Consider the following 26,331-nt stretch of genomic DNA (forward strand, 5'->3'; position numbering starts at 1 on the left):
CCGCAATGGCGGGCTCTTCAGGCTTGCAACATCAACATATCCTCGAAAAAACCACCGACCGGTTCCGTGGGATGGCACAGCTGGATTTCCAGCACCCAGGCCATTTCGCTCGGCGGGATCTCCAGATCAGCCAGCTCCTTGTTCTCGAACAACGCGTGGGGGAAATCCGCGAGGCGATGGCCTGCGAGATTACGCGCCAGCCTCCAGCCTTTTGACACCGCGCTCTGTTCGGCAAAGTCATACAGTTCGCGACCGGTGAGGCCGCGCAACCAGGCTTCGCGAGTCTCGTCGAACACTTCGTGCAGTGCGGTCCTGCACGCTAGGTGCAGCGGCGATTCACCGAACACAAAAGTATCGCCGTAGTCGCCTTCATAGCCGTCCCACACCGGGCCTAGGTCAACCACGGCGATATCGGTGGCGCGTAACTTGCGCTGGCGGTCAATGCCTTCGCGGGGTGGGCGGACCGTGTCGTCGCCAAAGCGGATATAGGTCGGGTGCCACGTATGGGACGCGCCCATGGCCTGCAGTTGTTCGGCGGCCATGTCGAGGGCTTCGCCGGTGGTCATGCCAACCTTCAGGCGACTGGCGATCGCCGCCAGGGCGCGGATGGATTGGTCACGGGCCGCCAGCATGCCGTCAAACGAGTAGCGCGGGCCGACTTTCTCCCAGATCGGGTCGAACGCGGGTGACGGCGTTTGCGCGCCGGAGCGCCCACTCGGCACAAAGGCCTCGGCGACAAACCGGTGAGCCGGCAAACCTGCGTCGAGGCACTGCTCACGGGCCTGGCGGATCATTGCGCCGTTACCACACGCGTACACCTGGGCGTTCTCCCAGGCATGCCCGTGACTCAACGCAACCTCCTGCACCCTGCCCTGCGACGCCAGCACCGGATGCCAGCAAAAACCCGGATGCTCGGCGCTCGCATCAGCCAGGAAGGCACGGTCATAAAAGTCCGTCGGTTGCGCCCCGCCCCAGTACAGCGTGACCTCGATGTTGCGTGCCAATGCAGTCATCAGTATCGGCTTGATGCCCGCATAACCGGTGCCGGTGGCGAACAGGACGACAGGGCTGTCGTCCGTGTCCTGCCAGGTGCAGGCACCAAACGGCCCTTCCAGTTGCACCAGATCGCCGGCCTCCAGGTCGTCCAGGATGGCCTCGGAAAACAGCCCGCCGCTGACCCGGCGAATCTGGAAGACCAGGCGCCCATCGTCTTCGGTTGGCAGGTTGGCGACCGAGAAACACCGTGAGTCACCGTCAACCAGGCGGAACTTGAGGTACTGGCCCGCCCGCACCGCCAATGGCCTATCCGGCATCACCACCAGCTCAACAATGTCGGGGGCCAGCGCGCGCTTGCTCACGACCTGCGCCTCGACCATCAGCGCTGGCGTGTCCAGCGACCAGCCGGGGATTTCCAGGCGCATGTCGCCGCAGGCATGGCTCTGGCACAACAGCATTTCATTCGCCGCCAACGGATAGCACGGCGCGGGGGCGCCTGGCGCCAGCGGCTTGGCCCGGTACTCCCCTTCTGCGACCACCACCTTGCACGATCCACAGGCACCGCGCCGGCAGGAAAACGGCACGGATAGGCCATTGGCGAGCATCGCATCGAGCAACAGCTCGTCACCGGCCTCAAAGGTTTTCCCCGAGGGGGACAGTTCGATGACATGACGTGTATTCATAACAACCTCGGGGTGAGTGAGGCTTGATTGTTGCGCTAGACTAGGCCCATTAAAACCTCCAGTTTTGGATACTTCAGATGGTCCAGATGCGAAAATGGCGCCCGCTGCTCAAGCTGGACGACAGTGGCAGCCAGGCGTCCTACCGCAAGATTGCCGAAGGCCTGGTGACCGCAATCGTGGAAGGCCGTTTGCCGCCCGGCACCTTGCTGCCCGGCACGCGGGAAATGGCGCAGCTGCTCGACGTCAACCGCAAGACCGTGATCCTGGCCTACGAAGAAGCCCTGACCAAAGGCTGGCTGGTCAGCGAGCCGCGACGCGGGACCTTCGTCAATGCGCAGTTGACGCCCAAGCCCTTGCCGAGTCGCGCGCAGCAGTCCTTCGCACCGCCCATCCTGGCGCAGGCGAACGCCCCGTATTTCACCCAGAACGCCCAGGTGACGGCCCTGCAGCATCGGCAGGGGGCGCTGTTTTTCGATAACGGCACCAGCGACCACCGCTTGCTGCCCCAAGCCGTCCTGCATCGCTATTACCGCAATGCCCTGCGCAACAGCTTTGCCTCCAACACCGTGCGCTACGGCAGTGAAGGCACCGGCTATGAGCTGCGCTGCGCCCTGGCCGAGATGCTGCGCAACAACCGTGGGCTGACGGTCAGCGCCGAGAATATCTGCCTGACCCAAGGTACCCAGATGTCGCTGTACCTGACCGCCAGCCTGCTGCTCAAGCCGGGCGATGTGGTGCTGGTGGAGCGCCTGAGCTACCCGCCGGCATGGGAGATTTTTCGCAAGCTGGGCGCGCAACTGGTCACGGTGGACGTGGACGACGAAGGCTGTCGCACGGACCAGATCGACCGGCTGTGTCGCGAGCATAACGTGCGGATGATCTATCTCACGCCGCATCACCAATTCCCTACCACCGTAAGCCTGCACGCAGCACGGCGGCAACAGCTGCTGGCATTGGCGGCGCAGCACGACTTCTGCATCATCGAAGAAGACTACGACCACGAATATCACTTTAACGGGCGGCCCTACCTGCCCTTGGCCAGCGACCGCTCGCAACGCCATGTGATCTATGTCGGGTCGTTATCCAAGGCGCTCGGCTCAACGTTTCGCTGCAGTTATGTGGTCGCCCCTGTGCCTGTGGTTGAAGCCCTGCACAGCAGCGCTGCATTGATGCTGGGGGACGCCGATGCAGTGGCGCAGAAGATGCTCGCGGACCTGATCAACAACGGCGAACTCAAGAAGCACCTGCGCCGGGTATCGAAGGAATACCGTGCACGCCGCGAAACCTTGCAGACATGCCTGCAGGCGGCGTTTGGGGAGCGGATCAGCGTGCGGGAGCCCGAAGGCGGGCTGGCGCTGTGGGTGCGGTTCGACGATCAGATAAACGTCGACCAGATGGTGGCAACCGCCGTGGTCCATGGGCTGGTCGTGCGCAGTGGCCGGCAATTTTCGCCGCTGGACCAGCCAGAAAATGCGCTGCGCCTGGGCTTCGCCTCACTCAACCAGGACGAGATCCGCGAGGCTACATTGCGCCTGGCCAACGCGGCGAACGCGCATGCACACGCGTAAAAAAATGCCGATCATCACTGATCGGCATTCGGTCAAAGCGGCAGCAGGAAGCGGGATTTCTCTTCGGCCCGGGCAAGCTCCGGGAATTCCAGCAGCAACGCCCGGTTGCCCCGGCCAATATGCTCCATCACCGCCCGCGTGATGTACTCACGCACCATGCCCGTCGAGACGTAATACATGGCCCAGGCTTGTTCGGGCGTACAGTGGCCGATCTGTTCTTCGATTTCCTTGTACGCACTGTCATCGTTCGACTTCACGTCACGCTGATAATAGCCTTGGCCCATGATTGATCTCCTTGACTGGAACGTCTGCGACAGCTGCATAGCCAACCGCCGGACATGCCTATTCACTCACTCGATCACGTCCCACTCTTCACCTTGGTCCACACACGCGTGCGGATCCGCTCCAACTTCAAGGGCAGCGGCTCAAGGGGAACCAAGGTGGCAATGGTCTCTTTGGACGGATAGATCCAGGGGTTGTCGCGCAACTTCTGCTCCACCAACTCGGTGGCATCCTTGTTGGCGTTGGGGTAGAGCGTGTGGTTGGAGCTCTTGGCTATGACGTGCGGGTCCAGCATGTAGTTGATAAACGCCAGGCCTTGCCGGGCATGGGGCGCATCCTTGAGCAGCACGAAGTTTTCCGACCACACCAGCCCACCTTCACGCGGCAGGCTGTAGGCGATCTTGCGGCCGGTTTTGTTTTTTTCATTGATGGCCTGTGCCGTCAGCGCCCCGCTCGCCCAGCCCACCACCACACAAATATTGCCGTCGGCAAAGTCAGCATCCGTTCTGGATGAATCGAAATAAAGCACGTAAGGGCGGATCTTCAGCAACAACGCCTGGGCTTTCTGGTAGTCCTCAGGGTTCTGGCTGTTGCTCGGCAGCCCGAGGTAATGCAAGGCGATCGAAATGATTTCACTCGGGGAGTCGAGCATCGCCACGCCACACGACTTGAGCTTGCTGATGTTCTCTTCCTTGAAGATCAGGTCCCAGCTGTCCACCGGGGCATCGTCGCCCAGGGCAGCCTTGACCTTGTCCACGTCATAACCAATGCCCGTGGTGCCCCACAAGTAAGGCACGGCGTAGCGGTTACCGGGGTCATTGGCTTCAAGCAGCGCCAGCATCGCTGGATCGATGTGCGAGAAATTACTCAGTTGGGAGCGGTCCAACGGTGCAAGCACGCCGGCCTGGATCAGGCTGGGCAAGACATTCGAGGTGGCGACGACGACGTCATACCCGGTGCGTCCGGCCATGACCTTGCTCTGCATGATCTCGGCGCTGTCGAAGGCATCCAGGTGCATCCGGGTACCGGTTTTCTGCTCGAATTCCTTCGGCGTTTCCGGCGCGATCAGCCCGAACCAGTTGTACAGGTTGACCCGTGATTCGGCCGCCGAAACCGGCGCACTGACACATAGGCAGACCAACACAGACATAAAAATGCCGCGCAAATGGGGTTGACTCATATAGCTATCCTTGTCAAAAACGACAGGCCATCATGGCCTTCATCCATTGGGGGGTGAATATACTCGGCAGGTCCGATTAGTAAATACCTATAAGTACTTAGCCCCGTTCAACGCATCACTAACCCTAAAGGGGTAGTAAATGTCGCTCGACCTTCACAACCTGGCCTGGCATCGATCGGCCGGGACGCTGATCATGCAGCTCAACCGCCCGGCCTTCTGGAGCTCGCTGGTTCGCGTGTTAAAGGAATACGTGCAGATCGACAACTGGGTGGTGCTGATCTTCAGCGACCAGCAGGTGCGGGTCATCAGCATGACCGAAGTTGCCGATGCGGATGAAGTGGACGCGCTGACCGAGCGCTATGTAAAGGGGCTGTACCTGCTGGACCCGTTTTACATCGCCAACCGAGAGCAGCCGCAGAGTGGCTTTTTTCACCTGTCCGACATTGCGCCGGAGCACTTCCTTACCACCGAGTACTACCACCAATATTTCGCCCAGTACGTCAGCGTGGATGAGGTGCAATACAACGTCCAACTCGATGCCGACAGAACGTTGTGCATTTCATTGGGCAGCAACGTGCGATACAGCCCGCAGCAGATCACCACGCTGGACATCATCAAGCCCTGGGTGATGGCATTGATGCATCAACGCATGTGCTTTGAGAGCGATGCAGAAAAAAGCCAGGCCGAGCCGCCGCCCTGGTCAGAGGCCATCGTGCAATTGGGCGCACAAATCACTGCGCGGGAAAAAGAGGTGCTCAGGCTGCTGTTGAGCGGTTTTTCCAACAAAGAAATCGCCGGCAAGCTGAACCTGTCGACAGAGACCATCAAAGTCCACCGTCGCAACCTTTACAACAAACTGAACATCAAGTCTCAATCCGAGCTGTTTGCACGTTTTTTCATGCCCGGGCAGGAAGCCCTCACGGCAGATTAAACGGCGCCGCAGCAGGCCTGCGGCGTTTGCGCACAAATCACGCACACACAAAAACGCCGATCATCGCTGATCGGCGTTTTCATTGAATATGGAGCGGGAAACGAGACTCGAACTCGCGACCCCGACCTTGGCAAGGTCGTGCTCTACCAACTGAGCTATTCCCGCAAATGGCGTCCCCTAGGGGACTCGAACCCCTGTTACCGCCGTGAAAGGGCGGTGTCCTAGGCCACTAGACGAAGGGGACACACAACTGAAACACATGGTGTGTATTTCAGTGTCCAGAGATTAAATCCGAAGATTATGCCCTGGTTTCACTCAGTACCGCCCGAAGGCAATACTGCTTAAATTTGGAGCGGGAAACGAGACTAGCATTAGAGCGCTAAGTCTTTGATATCCAACGCTTTCTTTCCACTGCATGAATCAGTGAAGCCGCAATTCTAGCCTTGTTTTTGTACCCCGTCAACGAAGTTAGTCCAAATACTTCTACAAACGTCCATGGACCGCTGCTGCTCCACCATCTGTGAGGTGCAGGATGCGCGCTCCAACGCAGTAGCCAGAGCGCGGTCGATCATCCAACGCCCTCGATCACGCTCTCGCCTTGGCCGTTTCACCCAAGCGCTTGTTCACGGTATCCCTCCAGGTCGAGAGCGCAGCTATGTCTTGTTCCAGTTCATCAGGATCCGGCACGGGTAACCGCCCAACAGCCATTGCAGCATCATGCTCGAACTTGGAGCTCTTGCTCATGCCTGCGTCCACTTCCCGATAGTCATCGTCCGTGACCACCACAGACTTCAGCTTCTGAGTGGAGACCCCCTCACCGAAACGCTGCACGGCGCCATTGAACAGGACCTCCTCAATACAACGCTCCCAAGCCAGCCTCAACCGCCCATAGCACGCAGCAGTCAAACGCCGGTGTTCGTCGTCGTTTCCTTCCTTTTGGGCTCTGCGCACTTCCACCGCCATTTGCCTGAGCCTGCCCAAACGGTCCTTCGTCCCTAGTACATCGAAGGGAAGATCCTGAGAGTGAACGCCAAAGCCTTGTGCCGTCCTTCGGATGTAGTTCTTAGTCAGCACAGCACCGAGCTCTTCGGCCTTCTGCTCCAGGATGCACAGGAAGTAGATGTCGTGAGTGAAGACAATCACCTGGCGCTGGAGGGATTCGACAGCCAATCGCTCTGCCACCTCCCAACGACGACGGTGATCCAAAGACGATACGGGATCATCAAACACGATCCCTCCACGACCTTTGCCGAGTTTCACCTCAGCCAAGAACGACGCCAAAGCGATCGCACGTTGTTCGCCTTCGCTCAGGATCGCAGCTGGCGTGCCCCCACCAGGCAACTGCAGAACCAGTTTGAACTGGGTTTTTCCTCCCGGAGATTCAGGCTTCATCACCACCTGAAGATGATGGACTTTGAGGCGCTTTAACTCTTCATTGAGTGCATCCGCAAGATCCTGGCTTGCAGTCGTTCTGGACAGCTCTGTCGACTTTCTAGAAATGCCCCGCGCATCCAATCCATCTATGCATGCCTGCAGCTTCCCGCATAGATCGTGCTTAGCCATTGCCTCCAGAACCGCTTCTTTCACCTCTCCCAAGCGCACGCGGGCATCGAGTTCGAGCTTCTCGACCACCATTCCAGCGCGGACGTTTTCGTCAGCGGTGGCGTCAAGTGCCTTCGCTTGCTCCAGCAAACCCGTGACGACGTCTACAAGCCGCTGCTGCGGGTCGCCTGCAAGTTGGTGCACGTCCTCCCAACGAAGCTCCGCCGCCGCGGCTTTCAGGGCAGACGTCTGCCGAGCTGTGAGACTCTCCTGCATAGCTGTGCAATTAGCGGCCAGGGCCGGATCGACCTCGGTCAGCTCTTCAACCAGAGCGTCCCGGAACATCAAATCGACGCCCGTTTGCTGTAAAGCTCTGTATGCCGTTGCAGCGGCTTCTCGCGCCTCCTTGGCTGCCTTTTCCGCAGCTTGCTTAATGAATACATCGAAACGCGTAAGACGCTGAACCCCCTCTACGCCAAGCACGTTCTGACAAAGCGGACAAGCTTCACCCTCAGGGAGTCCAGGGAATTCATGCTCAGCGTGCGAAATCTTCGCGAAGGAGCGTGCCGCCTCAAAAAGCAGCTTCCACTCCTCTCCTCCTGTTCCAGCAAGCTGCCCGGGAGTCTGACGGAACTCCGTGGCGGCCAAATCCGCAGCTGTCTTGGCATCCTTTGACTTCTGGATCAACGCCTGAAGCAGATTCACTTTGTCTTCGCTGACAACAGCGACCGCGGCATTGATCCGATCCTTGAGGCCAGTAAAACGAGTAGCCTTCTGGCGTAATGCTTGGGCCTTCTGCTTTGGATCTGCCTCGGCCAAGGTTTTGGTCAGCAAAACTAATCGGGACTGTTCTGCCTCAGATAGATTGGCCAGAGCCTCGACGTGCTCCGGCTTAGTCTTGACCGGGATTCCGAGAAGTGCCGCTGCAACCGTCGTTTTCTCTTTCGTCAGCGCCACATAGGCGGCATCGCTAGGCGCATGAGCCGCCTTTTCCTGTGTGGCACGTATTTTCAGCTTATTGCATGCACCAACAAGACCTTCCAAGATATCCAGCCCATAGGGCGCGTAGGCAAAGTCCCCATGGTTATCAATGTAGGCACGCGCGCAATGAGTGTCGAAGATGGCTATGTCGGACAACGGCTCGGGACTCGGGTCACCGTATCGCCAGGGAAGATCTCCTTGGACACCGTCTACCAAGGCCTCGAACACCGCTTGCGCCTTGCCCGCCGTTTTCGGGTCCAGATTTGCGTCAGGAAGAATAATCTCACGCCGATCTCGCGCCCGGCACGCATGTTTGAATACCCTTGAGTATCCCGACTTCCCTGCGCCATTTTCACCATAGATCACTGTTAGCCCATCTTGCGCGATGGGAAGGCGTCCTCCAGCGGCCAGAGCGTTGACATTGGCTAGATCTTTGATCCCGAGCAGTTGGACAAGCCTCGCGGGGTCGGCAGGCGGCGCAACTTCAGCATCCTGAATTGATCTCGGCTGTCTTTCCTCTGGGTCAGGAATGCCGGCCTCGGCCTTCACCAAGGCAAAAAGCTCTTCCAGGTCCGCCGCTTCAAGGGCGCGATTCGCATAGAGCCGTGCGATCGCGTCTTGTTGCCAAGCCGCAAGCCCCTTGGACCATGCATGGATTTCTTGAATTATTGTCATTGCCCCCTCCTTGTTTGCCGGCAATCGGCTTCTAAAAATCTACGTTCCTTGAATGCGAGGTCTCAGCAACCTCGGCTATTGCTATTTCCGTCTTTCAGCATTCCTCCCGAGTCTTACCGGCTACGGCATACCGGCAAAAGCCCGTCGCGGCAACAACCATTTTACGAGCCCAGACCTAAAGCAAATGACACGATGCACAACGGGTCTTGCCGAAAACGCGACATGCCACAACGCTGACATACGCGAAGGCGTCACGGATATGCATTTCGCACGTTATGACGACGCAGCTCCCACCGCAGCATCGCATGACTAATCCTTCAGCGATAGCTACTCCACCAGAGGTCAGGGTGGCTATCTCGCAGCCATACGAGACAGGCCGCATCAACGGGCCGACAGCCAAGTCGGCAACAGAGGAGTCAGTGATGTAGCACTCTCACAAGGAGCAAATGCATGCATATGGATCCGCCTAGGTCGAAGGTCTTCTATCGACCCATCGAAGCCGCCATTCGCTGGGCAGGCCTTCTAAGACATAAGCAAGCCATCCTGTCGGCGATGTCGTCGCTCCGGGAGCTTCCTTTAACGCTGGACTGCCCGCGCTGGGACGAGCTGAGGCTGTACAACGACCGTCTCTACGACGCGGTTCTCAACGGCGACCTTTCATATGGCAATAGTGGCATCACGACTAATGACAGATCACTTATCGACTCTCATGAACTCACCATCCGTCACGTTGACCTCAAACGGTGGATGCGCAAGCACTACCCAGAGCATCGCCCTGGGTTTCTCTTCAGTCGAAGCGAACGAATTGCGCATCCCATCATCACCTTGTCCGCTGGACAGGCCATGTTGATTGAACGCGAGGCACTGAAGACTGAACTCGAACAATGCCACCGTGATCTCCACGATCTCCGCGAACGTAATGACGGGCTACTGAAACAGGCATCCGTCATCCCTGCCTGCAGTCAATGTCCGATTACCGATCGCGCAGAGGCCACCTATCTCAACGTCATAGGTGGAATGCTGGAGCTCATGCTTGGTAACTCCCCCGCCGGTATTCCGTACTCCAGCTTCCGAACCCAGGAGGCGATTGTCAGTGCATTGGTCGCCAATCATGGTGGTGCAATGGGCATCACCGAGCGCACTTTGCACGGCAAGTTCGCCAGCGCGAGACGCCGACTGCGTAGCGCAAGTGAATGAGTATTACCAGCTTGTATCTGCAGTCCCGGAAACTGCATTTGCAATGTACATCGACCGCCATGTCTATTGAATAGAGGTCACACCAACAAACGCCATTGAGCGTTAAGGAGTGACCACCATGTCGCAAACGGCAGTCTTGTTGCCTGGCGAGCGCCGCATTCTGCGGCTCGATGAAGTCGAGGCCAAATCCGGATTCAAACGCGCCCACATCTACAACCTGATGAAGGAAGGCAAGTTCCCGAAGGCCCTGCGCCTCGGAGTACGGGCAGTGGGCTGGGACTCCACCGAGATCGACCAGTGGATCACCGACCGCCTTAACGAGCGTGCCTGACTGCTCCCCAGTCACCAGAGATGAGGAGTCCGTCATGCATGTGATCTCAGTGATTTCCACCAAAGGCGGCGTGGGAAAAACCACTATCGCCGCCAACCTCGGTGCCTTCGTTGCCGATGCGGGCCTGCGCGTCTTGCTGCTCGACCTGGACATGCAGCCCACGCTGTCGTCCTACTACGAGCTGAGGCACCGCGCGCCAGGAGGCATCTACGAGTTGCTCGCCTTCAACGAGCGTGACCTCGCTTGCCTGGTGTCGCGTACGGCCATAAATGGCCTGGACGTTATGCTGTCCAACGACGAGCACCGACAGCTCAACACCTTGCTGCTTCACGCCCCGGACGGACGCTTGCGACTGCGCAACCTGCTGCCGACGTTCCAGCCGCACTACGACCTGCTGCTTATCGACACCCAGGGCGCGCGTAGCGTGTTGCTAGAAATGGCGCTGCTGGCATCGCAGCTGGCCGTCTCGCCCGTCACGCCTGAAATTCTCGCTGCACGCGAGCTGCGACGGGGAACCCTGCAGCTGGTCCAGGATATAGCCCCCTACAGCAAGCTGGGCATCGAACCGCCACCGCTGCACCTGCTGATCAACCGGGTGCCAGCCGTTTCCTCCAACGCCCGACTGATCCAGCAAACCTTGCGCCTGATCTTCCAGGAACAGGCCAGCATCCAGGTGCTTGGCACGGAGATCCCGGCCATCGAGGCGTTCCCACGCGCGGCCACCCGAGGCCTGCCCGCCCATCGCGTCGAATACCGACGGCCATCCGGCCGCAAGGCGCTGGCCGCACTGGAGGTTGTGCGCGACCTGGCGATTGAACTGTGCCCGCAGTGGCGCGAGCCATTCGACCAGGTCACCGGCAAGACCGCAGGGAGGTCAGCCCATGTCGACCGCCCGTGAGCTGGCCCGTGGCCACAAGCGGCTGCTGCCGCTGATCGAGTACGCCCTGCGCGAAGGATGGGAGGTCGTGCGCACGCCCGGCGGGCATCTGAAGTTCACCAGAGCCGGACTGCCGCCGATCTTCACCAGCTCCACCGCGAGCGACCACCGCGCTGGGCTCAACGCCCGCGCCATGCTGCGTCGCGCCCAGCGTCAGGACAACGTCGCCGAAGCGCTGCCACAAGAGGGGGATGACGATGCCTGATGTTTCCCCACAGGATGTCGCGAACAAGCTGCTGAGCGAAGGTTTCAGCCGCAGCGGGCCAGTGGCCAACAGCCTAAGTGACCCGATCGCAGACACGCCCATGGTTGTCACGCTCGATGAGCTGCGTCCCTACGAACTCGATCCTCGTTTAACGCGCAACCCGCTCTACGAAGACATCAAAGCGTCCATCCGCGAGCGCGGGCTGGATGCGCCACCATCCATTACCCGCCGCCCAGGTGCAGACCATTACATCATCCGCAATGGCGGCAACACGCGCCTGGCCATCCTGCGAGAGCTGTGGAGCGAGACGCGGGACGAGCGATTCTTCCGCATCGCCTGCCTGTTCAGGCCTTGGCCGGAGCGCGGCGAGATCATTTCGCTGACTGGCCATCTCGCGGAGAACGAACTGCATGGCGGACTGTCGTTCATCGAGCGCGCATTGGGTGTGCAGAAAGCCCGCGAGCTGTATGAGCAGGAAACCGACAAGCCTCTGTCCCAATCTGAACTCGCGCGTCGCCTGAAGGCGGACGGCTACCCCATTGCACAACCGCACATCAGTCGCATGCAGGAGGCTATCCAATACTTGCTTCCGGCCATCCCAACCGTGCTGTACGCCGGTCTGGGGCGGCATCAAGTCGAGCAACTGACCAGCCTACGCCGTGCCGCCGAACGAATCTGGTCGGCCCGCAACCGAGACGCCGATCCGGGGATCGACTTCCCTATGTTGTTTCAGGACGTACTGACCGTCTTCGATGGGACTGCGGGCACCTTCAGTGTTCAGCGCGTGCAGGATGAACTGATCGGCCAGATGGCCGACCTACTCGGTGTGGAATACGACACGCTGGCCTTCGAGGTCACGGATTCCGACCAACGCTGGCAGGCGCTCAGCAGTGAACCCCAGCAGTCTCCTGCTCCAACATCACCGGTCACGCCGACACTGCCTGCATCGACAGCACCCCAGACTGCACCAGACGCTTCGGCGCCCACAACGACACGACCCAAATCACCGCCTTCGGAAGCTGGATCGGCAACAACAGCGCGAACTTCGCCAGTTCCCGACGCCTCCGCTGACGACGGGCAAAACGCCCTATTGCAGGAGCACATCGTCTCGCCAGCCGGTACGACCGAACGGCTGCAATCCATTCAGCGCCTGGTCGCCGACCATGTCGGCGAGACCTTGCCGGATTTCGAGCGCAATGTTTTGCAGTCGATTCCAATCCAGGTGGGCAGCCTCTACCCGATCACCGATGTCTGGTACATCGAGCCCGCCCTGGATGATGTCGAACGCCTGCGCGCACACATCGCGCAGTTCGCTCGTGAGATTGCAGGGGAAGTCCATCAGCAGGGCGCGATCGAAGCCTGCCCGCACGGCATAGGTTTCCTCTGCCAACAACCCGACGCCGTACCCCATCAATACGCGCAGGCGACGCTGGCTTTGTTGCAGGCGTTGAGCGCTCCCTATCTGGCGACAAACTCTCCCGCCGCCGCCATCGACCTCTCCATCCTGCCTGAATCTCTGGGAACTTTGCTGCTGGGAGCTGCTGCACAAGAAGGTGCGCCGAACCGGCTCAGCGACAACGGCCTGGTGAAGCTGTTCCGCCTATTGCGACTGGCTCGCAGCCTGCGGGACATCGAGATCGGCGCAGTTAATGGCGACCGCGCGATATCTGGGTCATAGGGGGCGAAATCATGACCGGACCGCACCCGCTCAACCAGGCCGTCATCGCACAAGCGCTCCATGATCTGCGCAACGGTCAATTGCGCCGCGCCAAGTCGATGGGGTTCGATGACGAAGACCTTGACGCGCTCAAGCACCCGGCAATGACCAGCGTCCTGGCCAACGCCAACGTCTCGTGGTGCTCGGTGGTGGTCAACCGCGATGTCCTACGTCGCCTGCTGCAACAGATCGACGACGTGACCCAGGAGGTAGTGAAGATCGACCGGCTGCTGCGCCTGGGGGCTAGCACCGAGCTGATCAGCAAGTTCTTCGGCCTGACCCACCAGGAAATCGCCTTGCGCCGCAGCGTCATCGGTCTGCCCAAGCGCAAGGGGAGACATCCCGTGTTGACCGAAGAACAGGATGTCGACCTGTGGAAGCGCTGGTCCGCCGCCGTGAAGGAGCAGCAGATCGACGTCAACGACGACATGGGCATGCTGGGCATCGCAGCGGAGCTTGCGGAAGCCACCGGCCTGCCGCTGTCCGTGATCTGGAATGCCTTGCGCGGATGGATCGATGAAGGATTGAGCTGATGAGCCGAGGGCAGCACCGCACGGGCGGTCCGGTCATTTTGAGCGACCTGTTCGACCGAGCGCTCGACCAGTTGCAGCCCCCGCAGCCTCCGCAGTCCCAACAGCCGGTACCGCCGCAACCGACCCCAGCCCAGGCCGCGGCGCCAAGCACCTCAACCGACAGCTTTCTTTTCAGCGGCAACCGGCACGACAGCGTGCCGCGTGCGCTGCTGCTCGACCGCCGGCTCACGCCGCTCGAACGCAATGCCTGGCAAGTGTTCCGCCTGATGCTGACAGATGACGGCGTCACCGCCATGCCCACCTACGACCAGCTCGCGCCCTGGCTGACGTCCATGCCATGCGCCGGACGGGCCTCGCACGAAACGGTGGCACGTGCGCTGACCATGCTTCGGCTGACGCGCTGGATCAGCCTCGTGCGGCGCCGACGAGATCCGCGCACCGGGCGCGTCCTGGGCAATCTCTACGTCCTGCACGATGAACCGCTCACCCCCTTCGAGGCGATCCAACTCGACGCCGACTACCTGGAGCTGACTGGCCAGGCCCTGACCCATTCCAGCAAGTCCATCCAGCGCGTGGGAACAGTCACCCTGCAGGAGCTGGCGCAAGACCCAATGCTGCGTGGGCAGATGCTGCCGAGCCGCCTGGATATCCTGGCGCAGCGGCTTGCCGCACAGGGCTGGAGCAACGCATCGAGTTATCCACAGGACGAGGTCGGACACGATTCCGAAGACGGGGCCGACGCCCCTCTTCGGAATCAGACGGACCTCTCTTCGGAATCCGAAGCGGGTCCGGAACCCGCGAAAAACACCTCTCTTCGGAATCCGAAGACCAGTAGTACTGTACTAAAAGAAGAAAATATAAAAGAAGTACGTACAGTACAGCGCGGGACGCTGGGAATGCTGCGACTGCCCGAGCGCTTCCTGCGGCTGAAAGCCGAACAGCAGTCCGGTGCACTGACGGCCATCAAGTCAGTGGATCTCGAATTGCACCAGGCCTTGTTGGACGAATGGGATGCGCGTTGCAATACCAGCACCATCCGCAACCCGGCGGGCTACCTGTTCGGCATCATCCAGAAGGCCATGCGCGGCGAGTTCCGAGCGTGGGCAGGACAGAAGGCGCCTGCGGCGCCAGCCCGCAATGAGTCACCGCCCGCCCCACCGCCCGCGGCACCCGTCGATCCGGAGGTAGCCAAAGCCCACGTCGCCCGCCTACGCGAACTGCTGCGCTCGCCATGAAGAGCACCTATGCGCCCGCACAGTGTCCATGGACTTCCATGGTCGCCTATACCCCGGGTATAGCGGAACACACAGCCTTCCCGGCATGGTTTCCTTTGCCAACGCCACGCACATCCGTCGCAGCATCCACCGAGTTCCATAGACGCCTATACCCCGGGTATAGCGCAACACGCAGCCTTCCGGGCGCAACACCTTCGCGGTGACCAGGCGGGGGCGGATCAGGCAAACCGGGCTGGCCCCAATGCGGTTTGATGACTGACGGCCTTCCGACCTGCACCGATGCTGGCGACTCGTTTCGTTATCGAGAGTCGTCACCATGGCCAATGAGAACAACGCTTCCGAATCCCTCCAGTTGAACCTCGGGTCGCTGCGCAGCGCAATGGCACTGACCCTGCACACCCATCATGCCTCGCGTATCTGGCATGGCCGAGCTCCCGCCGAAGGCAAGCCCGGCATCATCGGCCTCAACGGCTTCGTCTCCATCATGAACAAGCTGCGGCGCGGCGCCGAGCAGGACGACCCCTACAGCGACTGGTGGATGCTGCGCATCGAAGACAAGCTGTCCGTCGCGAAGGAGCAGTTGCAGACGCTGCGCCAGCAGGTCGATCAGGCACTGGCCGGTGTTCCGCCGGCACTGAGCCTGGGCGAGAACCTGAACGTACAGCCGGTGAAGCTTCCGCTGTTCATCTCCTCGCAACTGGGCTTCATGGCCGTCTACCTGTTGGCCGACTACGATGATTTGGCCCGCCGCCTGATCCTGGCCCATCACACTGCACTGATCGACCGCAGCACCCTTGAACGCTGGCTCAACGATGGCGCGCACGCATTGCGCAGTCTTTTCTCCCTGGCCCAGCAATACCGCTACTCCGGCACCCAGCGCGATGACTTCGCGGGCATGAATGCCGCAGCCCGTGCCGCAGTCGAAAAGTATGGAGAACTGCCGCAGGACGTACTGGAGGGCTCGCGCCGTTCGCGGTTCGCCCCACCGGTGGCCAGGCGCTCGCGCCTTTCAGCCAATAACGCACGCAGCACCGATGGCGGTACCACGCCAGCTCCGGCGGACGAAAGTGCCGACGCAACGGGCTTGGCGGACGAAGACGCCGATGCGCCCGATGGCGATGGAGCGAGCGCATGAGCAGCGTCACTCGTTTCGAGGCGCTGGAACAGACTGCCTTCCAACGGCTGGAACACGCAGGCTACCTAAAAGGCCTTTTAAAACCTTTTAAAAGTAAAGGGGCGCTCAACGTCTGGGCCGGCCAGTGCGAGGCGCTGCGCGACGATCTCATCGCGCTGGCGCAGCGGCAGGTCCTGGCGCAGGTACGCGGCCACCCCTTCAACCTGCTACCCATTCAACTGGCCCAGCAAGTCACTGGCGCAGGCACCACCTTTCTGCGCTGGCGCAACCTCGATCGCAGCAGCATGGGCGTGGCCCTGTGGCAGGAAATGGTGGCAAACCCGGCCACGCCGCTCGGCCTGGTTGGCGACCTTCATGCGATGGAGGTCCAGCGCGCCGTGCTGAACATGCAGATCAGCCTGCTGCACACGCTCGCGCGCCAAGCGCGGGAATGCGCCAGCAAGCTGGCCCAGGCCGACGAGGCGTATCTGCGCCGGGTTGGTTCACCGGTCGATCGGAGCCAGTCCCATCACGGAGCATCGGCATGAACAGATCGTTCACCAACCCGCAGCGCCCGCATCGGGTTTACCCGAAGCGGACATTGTTCACCCACCAGGAGGCATTCACATGAGCACCCATTTCACCGGCGAAGGCAACATCGGCTCGGCGCCCGAGTTCCACGAATATCCCAATGGCAATGAGGAGCCGCGTCGCGTCCTGCGCCTCAACGTCTACTTCGACAACCCAGTCCCCGGCAAGAACGGTGCCTTTGAAGACCGCGGCGGCTTCTGGCGGCCGGTCGATTGGTGGCACCGCGACGCGGAGCACTTCGCCACCTTGTTCCAGAAGGGTATGCGGGTCACGGTCGGCGGACGCGTGGAACGCGATGACTGGACGGACGAAAACAACAATTCGCGTACCACTTACCGGGTCAACGCGCGCAGCGTCGGCATTCTTCCGTACCGCATTGAGTCGATTGAACTGAGTCCGAAGTCGGGGCCAACTGATCCGACACCACCCACCGAGTGAAACCTGCGCTGGGGCGATCTCCATCGGGATCGCCCTAGATTCCACTGACGTCCAAGGAGTTTCGTGCGGCCCCCGCGCAAGAGGCCTCTTGCCATGAGGAAGTCCCGCACGACCTGCGTACCACGCCGCGAATCAAACCGGGTACGTATGGATTCTGCTTGTTTGCGGTCGAAATCCTGCCCGCCGGACATGCTGCCAACCAATCAAAACGGCAACGTGATTCGGATGGAACAGCATGCGATTATTTCTCTGCGAGAAGCCCTCGCAAGGCAAAGACATAGGGCGCATCCTGGGCGCCACGCAGCGCGGTAACGGCTACGTGAGCGGTACAGGCGTCACCGTCACTTGGTGCATCGGGCATCTCGTGGAGACCGCACCTCCCGAAGCCTATGGCGAGCAGTACAAGCGCTGGTCCATCGAGCAGTTGCCCATCGTCCCCAAGCAGTGGCGCGTCGAGGTCAAACCCAAGACCGCCTCGCAATTCAAAATCGTCAAGCAGTTGCTATGCCAGGCCAGCGAACTGGTCATCGCGACCGACGCCGACCGGGAAGGCGAGCTGATCGCCCGCGAAATCCTCGACCTGTGCGGCTATCGCGGTCCAGTCCAACGCCTGTGGCTGTCCGCGCTGAACGACGCCTCGATCCGCAAGGCGCTCGCCGCGCTCAAGCCATCGGCAGAGACACTGCCGATGTACTACTCGGCCCTGGCGCGCAGCCGGGCCGACTGGTTGATTGGCATGAATCTCAGCCGCCTGTTCACGGTCCTCGGCCGGCAGGCGGGCTACGACGGCGTGTTGTCGGTGGGCCGAGTCCAGACACCAACGCTGCGGCTCGTCGTCGATCGCGACCACGAGATCGCACGTTTCGTCTCTGTTCCCTACTGGGTTGTGGAGGTTTCGCTCGGCGCTTCATCCGCCACGTTCACGGCCAGTTGGCAGGCACCTTCTGCGGTTTGTGATCAGAATGGCCGCTGCCTTCAAGAGGCTCGCGCCCAGCAAGCACTGGCGCGTATCCGCGCGACAGGCTCGGCCCAGGTTGGCGCAGTGGAAACCGAGCGCGTCAAGGAGGCTCCTCCGCTGCCCTTCGATCTGGGCACGCTGCAGGAGGTCTGTTCTCGACGGTTCGGCCTTGACGTACAGGAGACGCTGGATATTGCACAAGCGCTCTATGAGACCCACAAGGCCACCACCTATCCTCGCTCTGATTCGGGCTATCTTCCCGAATCCATGCTGGCCGAGGTGCCTGCCGTCCTGCAGGCGTTGGTCGCGACCGACCAGACACTCAGTGCAATAGTCTCCAAGCTCGATCCTACCCAAGTCTCCCGCGCCTGGAACGACAGCAAGTTCACCGCTCACCACGGGATAATTCCCACCATGGAGCCGGCCAAGCTGTCGGCCATGTCGGAGAAGGAGCAGGCAGTCTATGGACTGATTCGAGCCCACTACCTCGCCCAGTTCATGCCGCACCATGAGTTTGACCGCACCGTCGCGCTCTTGTCGTCGGCCGGGGAATCACTGCAGGCCACAGGCAAGCAGGTCGTGGTACTTGGTTGGCGTCTCGCGCTCATCAACTGCGGCCCCGATACCTTGGACGATGAGCCCGCCCAGAGGACTCAAATACTGCCGGCACTCTCGAACGGCATGCAGTGCCGGGTAACACAAGCCGATCTCAAAGCCATGAAAACCTTGCCGCCCAAACCTTACACGCAGGGCGAGTTGGTCAAGGCGATGAAGGGCGTCGCTAAGTTGGTCGATGATCCGCGACTGAAGCAGAAGCTCAAAGAGACCACCGGCATCGGCACGGAGGCGACCCGCGCCAACATCATCACTGGCCTGCTCGCGCGCGGCTACCTGCTCAAAAAAGGCCGGGCGATCCGCGCATCGGACGCAGCCTTCACGTTGATCGACGCCGTGCCATCGGCGATTGCCGATCCCGGCACCACGGCGGTCTGGGAGCAAGCACTGGACATGATCGAAGCGGGTCAGCTCACGCTCGACACCTTCATCGAGAAGCAGTCTGCCTGGATCGGCCAACTGGTCCAGCAGTACCGCGGCGCGTCCCTGTCTATCAAGGTTCCCCAGGGGCCTCCGTGCCCCGAATGTGGCGCGCCCATGCGTCAGCGCCAAGGGAAGAACGGATCGTTCTGGTCCTGCAGCCGATACCCGGAATGCCGGGGAACACAGCAGGTCGAGTCTGGCGCACCCAAGCGCAGCGCACCGCGCAAGCGTGGCGGAAGTACGAAGGCATCCTGATGCCCTGAACCCCGTTGCCATGTCGGCCGCCCTGCGGCGACCTGGCCGTCCTCCCGCCACTCCGCGGGAGTTCCAGCGTGCGCCCCCTTCTGTGACCGTACGCGCGCCTCGCCATGCCGACCCGGCGGCGAGGCGAGAAGGCTGCTTTTCACCGGATCGCACTGATGACTCCCTGACATTCCGATGCTTTCCGTCCTCTGCGAAGGGTCTCCTGATGCCTGGTCAGCCAGCAAGGCAAGCCATCAGGAGACCCTTCTGGGGTGACGGTATTCATTGCCGTGCCCAACGGCGAAAAACTGGGCTCCCTTTGTGTGTGGATGCACGCCAGAGGTTACCGGCCACAACCACGAAAACGGCCGGGTGCGATTGCTGCGACAGCGAACGGTTCTAACGACGACCGCATCCTGACACAGCCCACGGGTGGTTTCTTCATCCCAAGCCGGAGGCCTGCGGGCCTTCGGCGCCTTCTTCTTCTTCTTCTTCTTCTTCTTCTTCTTCTGCTTGCCAAAAACGTGCGGCCCGGCATGCGGCCAGGCCAACAACAGGAGATACCCCTATGCCTTTACCCAACTCCCCGCCTTCAACGTGGGCCTTGCAGTACGGAAGCGTGTGCAGCGGCATCGAGGCGGTCAGCCTTGCCTGGGAACCACTGGGCCTGCAAGCCGCGTGGTTCGCCGAGATCGAGCCGTTCCCGTGCGCCGTGCTCGCCCATCGCTACCCGGCTGTGCCCAACCTGGGCGACATGGCCGGGATCGCCCGCCAGATCCGCGCCGGCCGCGTACATGCGCCGGACGTCCTGGTCGGCGGCACACCATGCCAATCGTTCAGTATCGCCGGCGCACGTCGCGGCCTGGACGACCCGCGTGGAGCCCTGACCCTTGCCTATGTGGAGTTAGCCAATGCCATCGACCAAACCCGCCGCGAAAGCGACCACCCGCTCGCCACGCTCGTCTGGGAAAACGTCCCCGGCGTCCTCAGCGACCGCTCCAACGCCTTTGGCTGCCTGCTGCGCGCTCGAACCGCCAGGGCCCAAATGGGCGTACGCAGGTCACGTGTCTGGACCCCGCCGCCGCATCGCGTGGCGGGTGCTCGACGCTCAACATTTCGGCGTCACCCAGCGCCGCAAGCGCGTGTTTCTTGTGGCAAGTGGTCGAGACGACCTCGATCCCGCCGAGGTACTTTTTGAGCGCGCTGGCCTCTGCGGGGATTCTTCTGCGGGCTACGCGCCGTGGCAAGACGCTCCCCGTGCTGCTGGATCTGGTGCTGAAGCAGCAGGCAGCTACTCAGGACTGAAACAACCCTACGGAAAAGTTACGACGACCTTCGGATTCAGTGGAGGCACTGGAGTATCACCATGCCTCATCAGAACGTGACCTTGCACACCTTGTTGCTGCAACTCGCGACACTCGCCCATGACCTGTGCAAGCGCCAGATCGACAAGCACAGGTTGCTAGACAACCTCAACCTCGATGCCATCGTCGATGGTTTGCTGCGCGAACATGGCCTTGAGTCTGACTACGACGATCATCTTGGCGTCTGCATCAATGCGATGTCTCAGGACGATGCCATGGGCCAGACCCTGGTGTTCGACCGTTGCGACGGCAGTCTACGCATGCGAGAAGTGGAAGCATTGAGCCTGGTCGACACAGACATCCAAGCCTACGAGCTGGTGCTGTTCGACGGAGGAAACACCCACGGCGACCGCTGGAAGCACGTGTTCTTTCCCGCACAGCGGATGCATCACTTCGTCTACGAGGATTTCTAGCCTCACCGACAGCCCCTCGTTTATCGAGGGGCTTTTTTCTGGCCAAGCCACAGACCAAAGCGGGGACGCGCTGATGCGTTTTGTCCAGCGCACCACCTAACGACCTGCTCCATGCTTGCACTGTGTTCGCTGGCGTAGCCGGCAAACTCCCAGGCAGTCGAGACCTTCATGACTGCGGTGCAAAGGCACTGGTCATCCTCATCACTGGACGCATCCGCGTCTCTACACCTCACCGCAAGGGACCCATCCCTTGCGGGCTGGAAGTCCCTTAATTTTTTCAAGGAGAACTTCCATGAATCGTTCCATCATCGAGAGCCAGATTTCCTCGCTCGTCACGCCCCACGTTCCGCGCAACGTGCGTTCGTTCAAGTACCGCATCTTCGACGGGCTGCCGCAGCCATCCATGCTGGGGTTCTGCATCGACCCTGATCCTTTCGACGGCAAGGTTGTCGCAACGACCGACGAGGCCATTGTAATCAAACTTAAGCCCAGCGAGTTCGCTGTGCTTGATCGAGATTTGGTGACCACCGTCCCCAAGGACGGTGCCAAGGTGCATGTGGAGCCCTATGCGCGGCGCCGTTTCGACGGACTGCGCGCGGACACGCCCGAGGTGCGCACCGACTACACGTCGGATGGCCAGCCCTACACCGTCAAGACGCACATCCTCGGCTCCGCGCCGGCCAAGCTGCCCATCCCCGAGCCGCAATGCCCGGAGTTGCGCGACCTGATCCAGCAACTGGAGGAACTGCCGGCCCCGGATCGCTTCCGCAAGATCACCCACATGCTGGTTGATGCGGGCGCGAAGGACTTCACCTGGATCGATCCTGTTCCGAGCAAGATCATCGAAACGCCACCTGCGATCAGCTTTTCCGTCTCGACGACGAAGTTCGAGGGGCGCGTTACCGTGCTCTACGACCGTGCCGGCGACGTGTACGTGATCGAACTGCGGCAGGGCGATGAGCTTGTCGAGCGCATCGACGAGGTGTACTTCGACGGCCTCGGCGGCGTGCTGGAACGTCGAATCGACGACGGTCGCTGGCGCCGGATCGACGTGAGCGTCATCGATGCCAAGGCCGCCTCCAAGCGCCAGACAGTATCCGCTGCATGACCCAATGGCCTTCCACCCATCCAGGTGGGAGGCCTTTTCTTTCCCCTACAGGAGACTGCAACATGTCCCTACGATTCAAAGGCTCCGACCTGCGTCCCGTGCTGGCCGAGGCAATCGCCAGGCAAGGACACCTCATCCTCGCCAAAGATCAAGGCGTGTACTTCCTTGCCGAACACGGACAACGGCGCCCTGATGGACGGATGCAACTGCTGGCCTATGCCATCGGATGCAACCCGGACATCGATCCGTTTGATGCCTGGTGGGAGCTGGCACGCGCCGAACTCGGTGGCGACGACTTCGGCGAGTTCTTCGATCCGAAGGACGGCGTCTTCACACGCATCCTGAACAGTACAGACGACCTGCTGCTGTCCGCCACCGCCACGCAACTGACGTTGGAGGCAGTACCGTCAGCGTAGTGATCCTCGCAGCCCCCATCACGGGGGCTCTCTTTTTTCACTGCGACCATCGCCCGCGGGTGTGCGTTCGTCTCCGGCCGTCATGGCCGACCTCGCCGACCTGCCCAACGACACCGATGCATACCCGCTTGCACAGCCTCTGAATGCGGTAAAGCAGAGGAACCCATTGACCGTGGCCTGCACACCCGTCTGGTGTGAGGCTTCACCCCATGCTTGCTGACGTCGTCAGCGACATGCCACGCAACCCTGGTCTTTCAGGTTGCGGTGCGGTGAAAGCCGTATGACCAGCCAGTTCGCACCGCATCCTCGCGCGAACGGCCGCCGGTTCTTCCGGTGGCGATGCACAAGCCATCCTCAACCCACCGCGGGGTTACGCACCCCCCGCGCTGTCGGGCCAGGTGTGTCTCCGCTTTTAATCATTGGAGATTCACCATGAGCCATACCATTCCCAACACGAAGGAATACTTCGATCTTCACACCTCGGGCATCGGCTACCTGCAGCGCGCCCGGGAAGTCCCCGTCCGTGGAGGCCGCCGTGCGCAGCCGTTCCTGGCTTGCACCATCGCAGCGCTGGTCGGTTCCGCCAAGGATCCGGTCTATCGCTATTTCGACGTCAAAGTCTCGGGTGCCGAAGCCCAGAAGCTGGTCAAGGGCTACCTCGGCGTCGATGACCCGAAGAATCGCCCGCTGGTCCGCTTCCGTATCGGCGACATCTGGGGCGATGCCTTCATCCGTACCAACGGAGAGCGCAAGGGTGAGCCGGCGGCCAGCATCAAGGGCCGACTGCTCAAGGCCGAAGTGCTCGACCGTGCCGAACTCGCACAGATCGATCAGTTCGAACTGATCACCCGCGGCATCGGCTACCTGAGCCGCCCCGCGGAAGTTTCTCCGAAGGACCGCGATCCGTTCCTGGCATGCAGCATTTCCGCACTGACAGGCCAGATCGAGCTCGATCCCCAAGAGCAGCGCGAATACCGCTACTTCAACACCATCGTCACCGCACCCGATGCCCAGCACCTGGTGCGCCGCTGCATGCAGGCCATCCAGGCCGAGCGCAAGGTGTTCGTCGCCTTCCAGCTTTCCGACATGAAGGTCGATGCGTACCTGCGCAAGAAGGGTGAGCACGCCGGCGAGCCGGCAGCAAGCCTGGAATCCAAACTGACCCAGATCGGCTTGATCAAGATCGACGGCCAGCAGGTCTATCCAGCCGCCGCGCAGACATCGGCAACCGAAGACGTTCAGGCGCCCGAGGAAACCGATGCCACCGGCGATACGGCGCCAACGCCGCCTGCTGCGCCCGTCCAGGACGAGCCGGTGACGGCTCCACAGGTCGAAGAGGAACCCGCTGCACTCGCAGCTTCGTTCTGATCTGACCCACAAGACCCCGGCTCCCGGGGTCTTGTCCTTCCCTCGCTAACTGCCCGCCAGTCACTCACGTGGCCTGCAGGCGCTCTTTCCTTCATCCCAGCAGCCCATCCCCGCACTCGCGAGGACGGCCGCATCACTGTCCCAGGAGAAACACCATGTCCCTCGCATCCAGCTTTGCTTCGCGCTCGCCGGTACTTCGTTCGGACCGTCCACTTTCGGACGACCAGATCCGCGCCGTAGTGCCATCGATCTACGCGGAAACCCCTCATGAAAGCCGATCCGGCCGCTACAGCTACATCCCAACGGCTGACGTGCTTTCCGAGCTTCGCCAGGAGGGCTTCATGCCTTTCATGGTGTGCCAGACGCGCGTTCGCAATGAAGACCGTCGCGAGTACACCAAGCACATGATCCGTTTGCGCCACGCCAGCCAGATCAATGGCTCAGAGGCCAATGAAGTCATCTTGCTCAACAGCCATGACGGCACGAGCAGCTACCAGATGCTTGCGGGCATGTTCCGCTTCGTCTGCCAGAACGGCCTGGTCTGCGGCGACACCTTTGCGGACGTTCGCGTCCCGCACAAGGGCGACGTCTCGGGCCAGGTCATCGAAGGCGCCTACGAAGTCCTCAGGGGCTTCGAGCGGGTGCAGGATTCGCGCGATGCCATGCGCGCGATCACGCTGGAGGCCGGAGAGGACGAAGTGTTTGCCCACTCGGCACTGGCGCTCAAGTACGACGATCCTGACAAGCCCACGCCTGTCACGGAAAGTCAGCTGTTGCTTCCCAGGCGCTGGGACGATCGTAAGACCGACCTCTGGTCCGTCTTCAATCGTGTCCAGGAAAACCTCGTCAAAGGGGGGCTGAACGGACGTGCCACCAACGGCCGCCGCCAGCGCACCCGCCCCGTACAGGGGATCGATCAAAACCTGCGTCTGAACCGCGCCCTCTGGATGCTCGCCGATGGCCTGCGCCAGTTGAAAGCCTGAGCAGTCAACCGGACCTCGCCCGCAAGGGCAGGTCCAGCTTTTCTTCCCCCGCGCCGTGCCATAGGCCGGCGGATTCCACTCATCATCAGGAGATTCATCATGGATGCCGCCACACACCAATCCGGTCCGCCCCTCATCGTGCGGGGCCAACTCGCAATCCGATCCATACAAGGGCGCAACGGCCCCTTTACGGTCGGGCGCCTCACCACCCGCCGTGGTCTGTTCCATGTGAAGGATCCCGAGCTGGAGCAATACCCCGAAGGCAAGTACGACGGGGAATTCATCCTCGGCTACATCTACCCCAAGGCCTACCCGGTCGGCGACGGAATGCGTTTCGAGATCCGCGCCAACCTCGAAGGTCTGACCTTGTTCGGCATCGACAAACTCAGCAAGGCAGAGGCTCGCGCCTTCGCCACGCAGGACGTCGATCCGCTCGACGAGGAACAGGGTACGACGCCGGCGGCAACGCCGTCGAAAGCCGCGTCGAAATCCAAACCGGAGTCCTCCACCGCGAAGACCACCCGGGATTCGCTGGTCGATACCACGCCATTTGGTGTGGAGGCACCATCCGCCGCCGCCGCTTCAGTGGGCTCCGACAGCGACGACGCGGTGCTGTTCGGCATCCTGTGGCCCCTGGGCGAGTCGGTGAAACTGGATTCAACCATCGACCGCCGTACCCTGCGCCTGCAGATCGCGCGGCTCAACCAGTTGGGTTATGCGTTCGACGCGACGACCCAGCAATGGAACCAGCAGCTCGAAACGCTGGTCGCCTGATCGTCCGGCCGCAACCGCGGCACTTCATCCACCCACCGGGGTTCTTCCCCACGGGGAGGCCTCCGGTTCATTCTTTCAGGAGCCTCTCATGGGCTGGTATTTCTCACATCAAGCGCGGTCTGAACTGATCGCCGAACTGATCGCACCGCAGGAGACCGAGCGCGCCAGCGTGAAGGTCATCGCCCACGCGCTGCGGGGTAACGTTCTCTGGTCGGTTGCTGAACTGACCGCCAAGGTCGAAGGCGTGCATCGTGACCTCGTACCGGGTCAGTCCCTGCGCTACATCCGCTGCGATCTGCTTCAACGCAGTGGCGGGCAATGGGGCTACAAGCCATTGGATGAGTCCATGCACCCGTACTACTACACCTGCCCCGCATCCTATCTGGAGCTCGCTCCGGAGCAGTCAGCCGACTGGCGTAAAGGCGTTCGCGCCTACCACGCACAACGGCGCACATTCGTGGCGGCCTGAGGCTGTTTCGCAAACCCGTCGGGGCAACCCGATCGGGAAGCTCCCGGCGACTTCAACCGAG

General features: G+C 61.2%; 25 protein-coding genes, 2 tRNA genes and 1 pseudogene. 21 read left to right on the top strand and 7 right to left on the bottom strand.

Annotated features, from left to right (window positions below; genetic code table 11):
- Positions 1-17 precede the first annotated feature (17 nt).
- Entirely contained in the window at positions 18-1,679 is a 1,662-nt protein-coding gene (locus AC0IYN_RS00495; protein ID WP_471840140.1) for a M24 family metallopeptidase, read from the bottom strand.
- A 77-nt stretch (positions 1,680-1,756) separates the two neighbouring features.
- On the opposite strand from AC0IYN_RS00495, the gene pdxR reads away from it, so the two are divergent.
- Entirely contained in the window at positions 1,757-3,247 is a 1,491-nt protein-coding gene (gene pdxR, locus AC0IYN_RS00500; RefSeq protein ID WP_457248915.1) for a MocR-like pyridoxine biosynthesis transcription factor PdxR, read from the top strand.
- 32 nt (positions 3,248-3,279) lie between these two features.
- Here the strand turns inward: pdxR and AC0IYN_RS00505 are convergent, their stop codons facing one another.
- Complete coding sequence (locus AC0IYN_RS00505) at positions 3,280-3,531, bottom strand: hypothetical protein (protein ID WP_078047662.1); 252 nt, start codon at positions 3,529-3,531, stop codon at positions 3,280-3,282.
- Positions 3,532-3,605: 74 nt separating this feature from the next.
- The gene (locus tag AC0IYN_RS00510) at positions 3,606-4,709 is read right to left on the bottom strand and encodes a polyamine ABC transporter substrate-binding protein (RefSeq protein WP_078047661.1); all 1,104 of its coding nucleotides are present in this window, start codon (positions 4,707-4,709) and stop codon (positions 3,606-3,608) included.
- A 139-nt stretch (positions 4,710-4,848) separates the two neighbouring features.
- On the opposite strand from AC0IYN_RS00510, the gene AC0IYN_RS00515 reads away from it, so the two are divergent.
- On the top strand, positions 4,849-5,640 hold the full coding sequence (locus AC0IYN_RS00515; protein WP_406599662.1) for a response regulator transcription factor: 792 nt from the start codon (positions 4,849-4,851) through the stop codon (positions 5,638-5,640).
- Positions 5,641-5,729: 89 nt separating this feature from the next.
- Here the strand turns inward: AC0IYN_RS00515 and AC0IYN_RS00520 are convergent.
- From AC0IYN_RS00520 to AC0IYN_RS00530, 3 genes are all read right to left on the bottom strand, one after another.
- Positions 5,730-5,805, bottom strand: a tRNA-Gly gene (locus AC0IYN_RS00520).
- A 3-nt stretch (positions 5,806-5,808) separates the two neighbouring features.
- Positions 5,809-5,884: transfer RNA gene (locus AC0IYN_RS00525), tRNA-Glu, on the bottom strand.
- 341 nt (positions 5,885-6,225) lie between these two features.
- The gene (locus AC0IYN_RS00530) at positions 6,226-8,838 is read right to left on the bottom strand and encodes an AAA family ATPase (RefSeq protein WP_471840144.1); all 2,613 of its coding nucleotides are present in this window, start codon (positions 8,836-8,838) and stop codon (positions 6,226-6,228) included.
- 450 nt (positions 8,839-9,288) lie between these two features.
- Between AC0IYN_RS00530 and AC0IYN_RS00535 the strand changes: the two genes are divergently transcribed.
- The 11 genes from AC0IYN_RS00535 (at position 9,289) to AC0IYN_RS00585 (ending at position 19,387) form a co-directional block, all read left to right on the top strand.
- Positions 9,289-10,035: a hypothetical protein gene (locus AC0IYN_RS00535; RefSeq protein ID WP_471840146.1), complete on the top strand. Its 747-nt coding sequence runs from the start codon at positions 9,289-9,291 to the stop codon at positions 10,033-10,035.
- Between the two features lie 118 nt (positions 10,036-10,153).
- On the top strand, positions 10,154-10,366 hold the full coding sequence (locus AC0IYN_RS00540; protein WP_471840148.1) for an AlpA family transcriptional regulator: 213 nt from the start codon (positions 10,154-10,156) through the stop codon (positions 10,364-10,366).
- Positions 10,367-10,400: 34 nt separating this feature from the next.
- Positions 10,401-11,264: a ParA family protein gene (locus AC0IYN_RS00545; protein WP_471840150.1), complete on the top strand. Its 864-nt coding sequence runs from the start codon at positions 10,401-10,403 to the stop codon at positions 11,262-11,264.
- The gene (locus tag AC0IYN_RS00550) at positions 11,248-11,508 is read left to right on the top strand and encodes a type II toxin-antitoxin system HicA family toxin (RefSeq protein WP_471840153.1); all 261 of its coding nucleotides are present in this window, start codon (positions 11,248-11,250) and stop codon (positions 11,506-11,508) included. The genes AC0IYN_RS00545 and AC0IYN_RS00550 overlap by 17 nt, the downstream gene beginning before the upstream one ends.
- Positions 11,501-13,186 carry a ParB family protein gene (locus tag AC0IYN_RS00555; protein ID WP_471840155.1) on the top strand — a complete coding sequence of 562 codons (1,686 nt, stop codon included), beginning with the start codon at positions 11,501-11,503 and terminating at the stop codon, positions 13,184-13,186. The genes AC0IYN_RS00550 and AC0IYN_RS00555 overlap by 8 nt, the downstream gene beginning before the upstream one ends.
- Positions 13,187-13,197: 11 nt before the next feature.
- On the top strand, positions 13,198-13,758 hold the full coding sequence (locus AC0IYN_RS00560) for a DUF2857 domain-containing protein (protein WP_471840157.1): 561 nt from the start codon (positions 13,198-13,200) through the stop codon (positions 13,756-13,758).
- Entirely contained in the window at positions 13,758-14,993 is a 1,236-nt protein-coding gene (locus tag AC0IYN_RS00565) for an STY4528 family pathogenicity island replication protein (protein ID WP_471840159.1), read from the top strand. The genes AC0IYN_RS00560 and AC0IYN_RS00565 overlap by 1 nt, the downstream gene beginning before the upstream one ends.
- Positions 14,994-15,309: 316 nt before the next feature.
- Positions 15,310-16,128: a PFL_4669 family integrating conjugative element protein gene (locus AC0IYN_RS00570; RefSeq protein WP_471840161.1), complete on the top strand. Its 819-nt coding sequence runs from the start codon at positions 15,310-15,312 to the stop codon at positions 16,126-16,128.
- A complete protein-coding gene (locus tag AC0IYN_RS00575; RefSeq protein ID WP_471840163.1) occupies positions 16,125-16,655 on the top strand; it encodes a DUF3158 family protein in 531 nt (176 codons plus the stop codon). Before AC0IYN_RS00570 ends, AC0IYN_RS00575 begins: the two co-directional genes overlap by 4 nt.
- A gap of 79 nt (positions 16,656-16,734) precedes the next feature.
- Entirely contained in the window at positions 16,735-17,136 is a 402-nt protein-coding gene (locus AC0IYN_RS00580) for a single-stranded DNA-binding protein (protein WP_471840165.1), read from the top strand.
- 235 nt (positions 17,137-17,371) lie between these two features.
- Positions 17,372-19,387 carry a DNA topoisomerase III gene (locus tag AC0IYN_RS00585; RefSeq protein WP_471840167.1) on the top strand — a complete coding sequence of 672 codons (2,016 nt, stop codon included), beginning with the start codon at positions 17,372-17,374 and terminating at the stop codon, positions 19,385-19,387.
- Positions 19,388-19,816: 429 nt separating this feature from the next.
- Here the strand turns inward: AC0IYN_RS00585 and AC0IYN_RS00590 are convergent, their stop codons facing one another.
- Positions 19,817-19,957 (bottom strand): hypothetical protein, encoded by a 141-nt coding sequence (locus tag AC0IYN_RS00590; RefSeq protein WP_471840169.1) that lies wholly within the window; start codon positions 19,955-19,957, stop codon positions 19,817-19,819.
- On the opposite strand from AC0IYN_RS00590, the pseudogene AC0IYN_RS00595 reads away from it, so the two are divergent.
- From AC0IYN_RS00595 to AC0IYN_RS00630, 8 genes and pseudogenes are all read left to right on the top strand, one after another.
- A pseudogene (locus AC0IYN_RS00595) lies at positions 19,944-20,742 on the top strand (DNA cytosine methyltransferase); the annotation flags it as partial. The gene AC0IYN_RS00590 and the pseudogene AC0IYN_RS00595 sit on opposite strands and share 14 nt — an antisense overlap.
- On the top strand, positions 20,742-21,152 hold the full coding sequence (locus AC0IYN_RS00600; protein ID WP_471840171.1) for a hypothetical protein: 411 nt from the start codon (positions 20,742-20,744) through the stop codon (positions 21,150-21,152). The pseudogene AC0IYN_RS00595 and the gene AC0IYN_RS00600, both read left to right, overlap by 1 nt.
- 292 nt (positions 21,153-21,444) lie before the next feature.
- On the top strand, positions 21,445-22,260 hold the full coding sequence (locus AC0IYN_RS00605; RefSeq protein ID WP_471840173.1) for a LamG domain-containing protein: 816 nt from the start codon (positions 21,445-21,447) through the stop codon (positions 22,258-22,260).
- Positions 22,261-22,322: 62 nt separating this feature from the next.
- Complete coding sequence (locus tag AC0IYN_RS00610; RefSeq protein ID WP_471840175.1) at positions 22,323-22,676, top strand: DUF3085 domain-containing protein; 354 nt, start codon at positions 22,323-22,325, stop codon at positions 22,674-22,676.
- A gap of 432 nt (positions 22,677-23,108) precedes the next feature.
- Positions 23,109-24,044: a DUF3577 domain-containing protein gene (locus AC0IYN_RS00615; RefSeq protein WP_471840177.1), complete on the top strand. Its 936-nt coding sequence runs from the start codon at positions 23,109-23,111 to the stop codon at positions 24,042-24,044.
- A 155-nt stretch (positions 24,045-24,199) separates the two neighbouring features.
- Entirely contained in the window at positions 24,200-25,027 is an 828-nt protein-coding gene (locus AC0IYN_RS00620; protein ID WP_471840179.1) for a DUF932 domain-containing protein, read from the top strand.
- Between the two features lie 99 nt (positions 25,028-25,126).
- A complete protein-coding gene (locus AC0IYN_RS00625) occupies positions 25,127-25,801 on the top strand; it encodes a DUF3275 family protein (protein WP_471840181.1) in 675 nt (224 codons plus the stop codon).
- Between the two features lie 88 nt (positions 25,802-25,889).
- Entirely contained in the window at positions 25,890-26,270 is a 381-nt protein-coding gene (locus tag AC0IYN_RS00630; protein ID WP_471840183.1) for a hypothetical protein, read from the top strand.
- Positions 26,271-26,331: the final 61 nt, after the last annotated feature.

Source organism: Pseudomonas sp. AC112 (genome assembly GCF_979253545.1).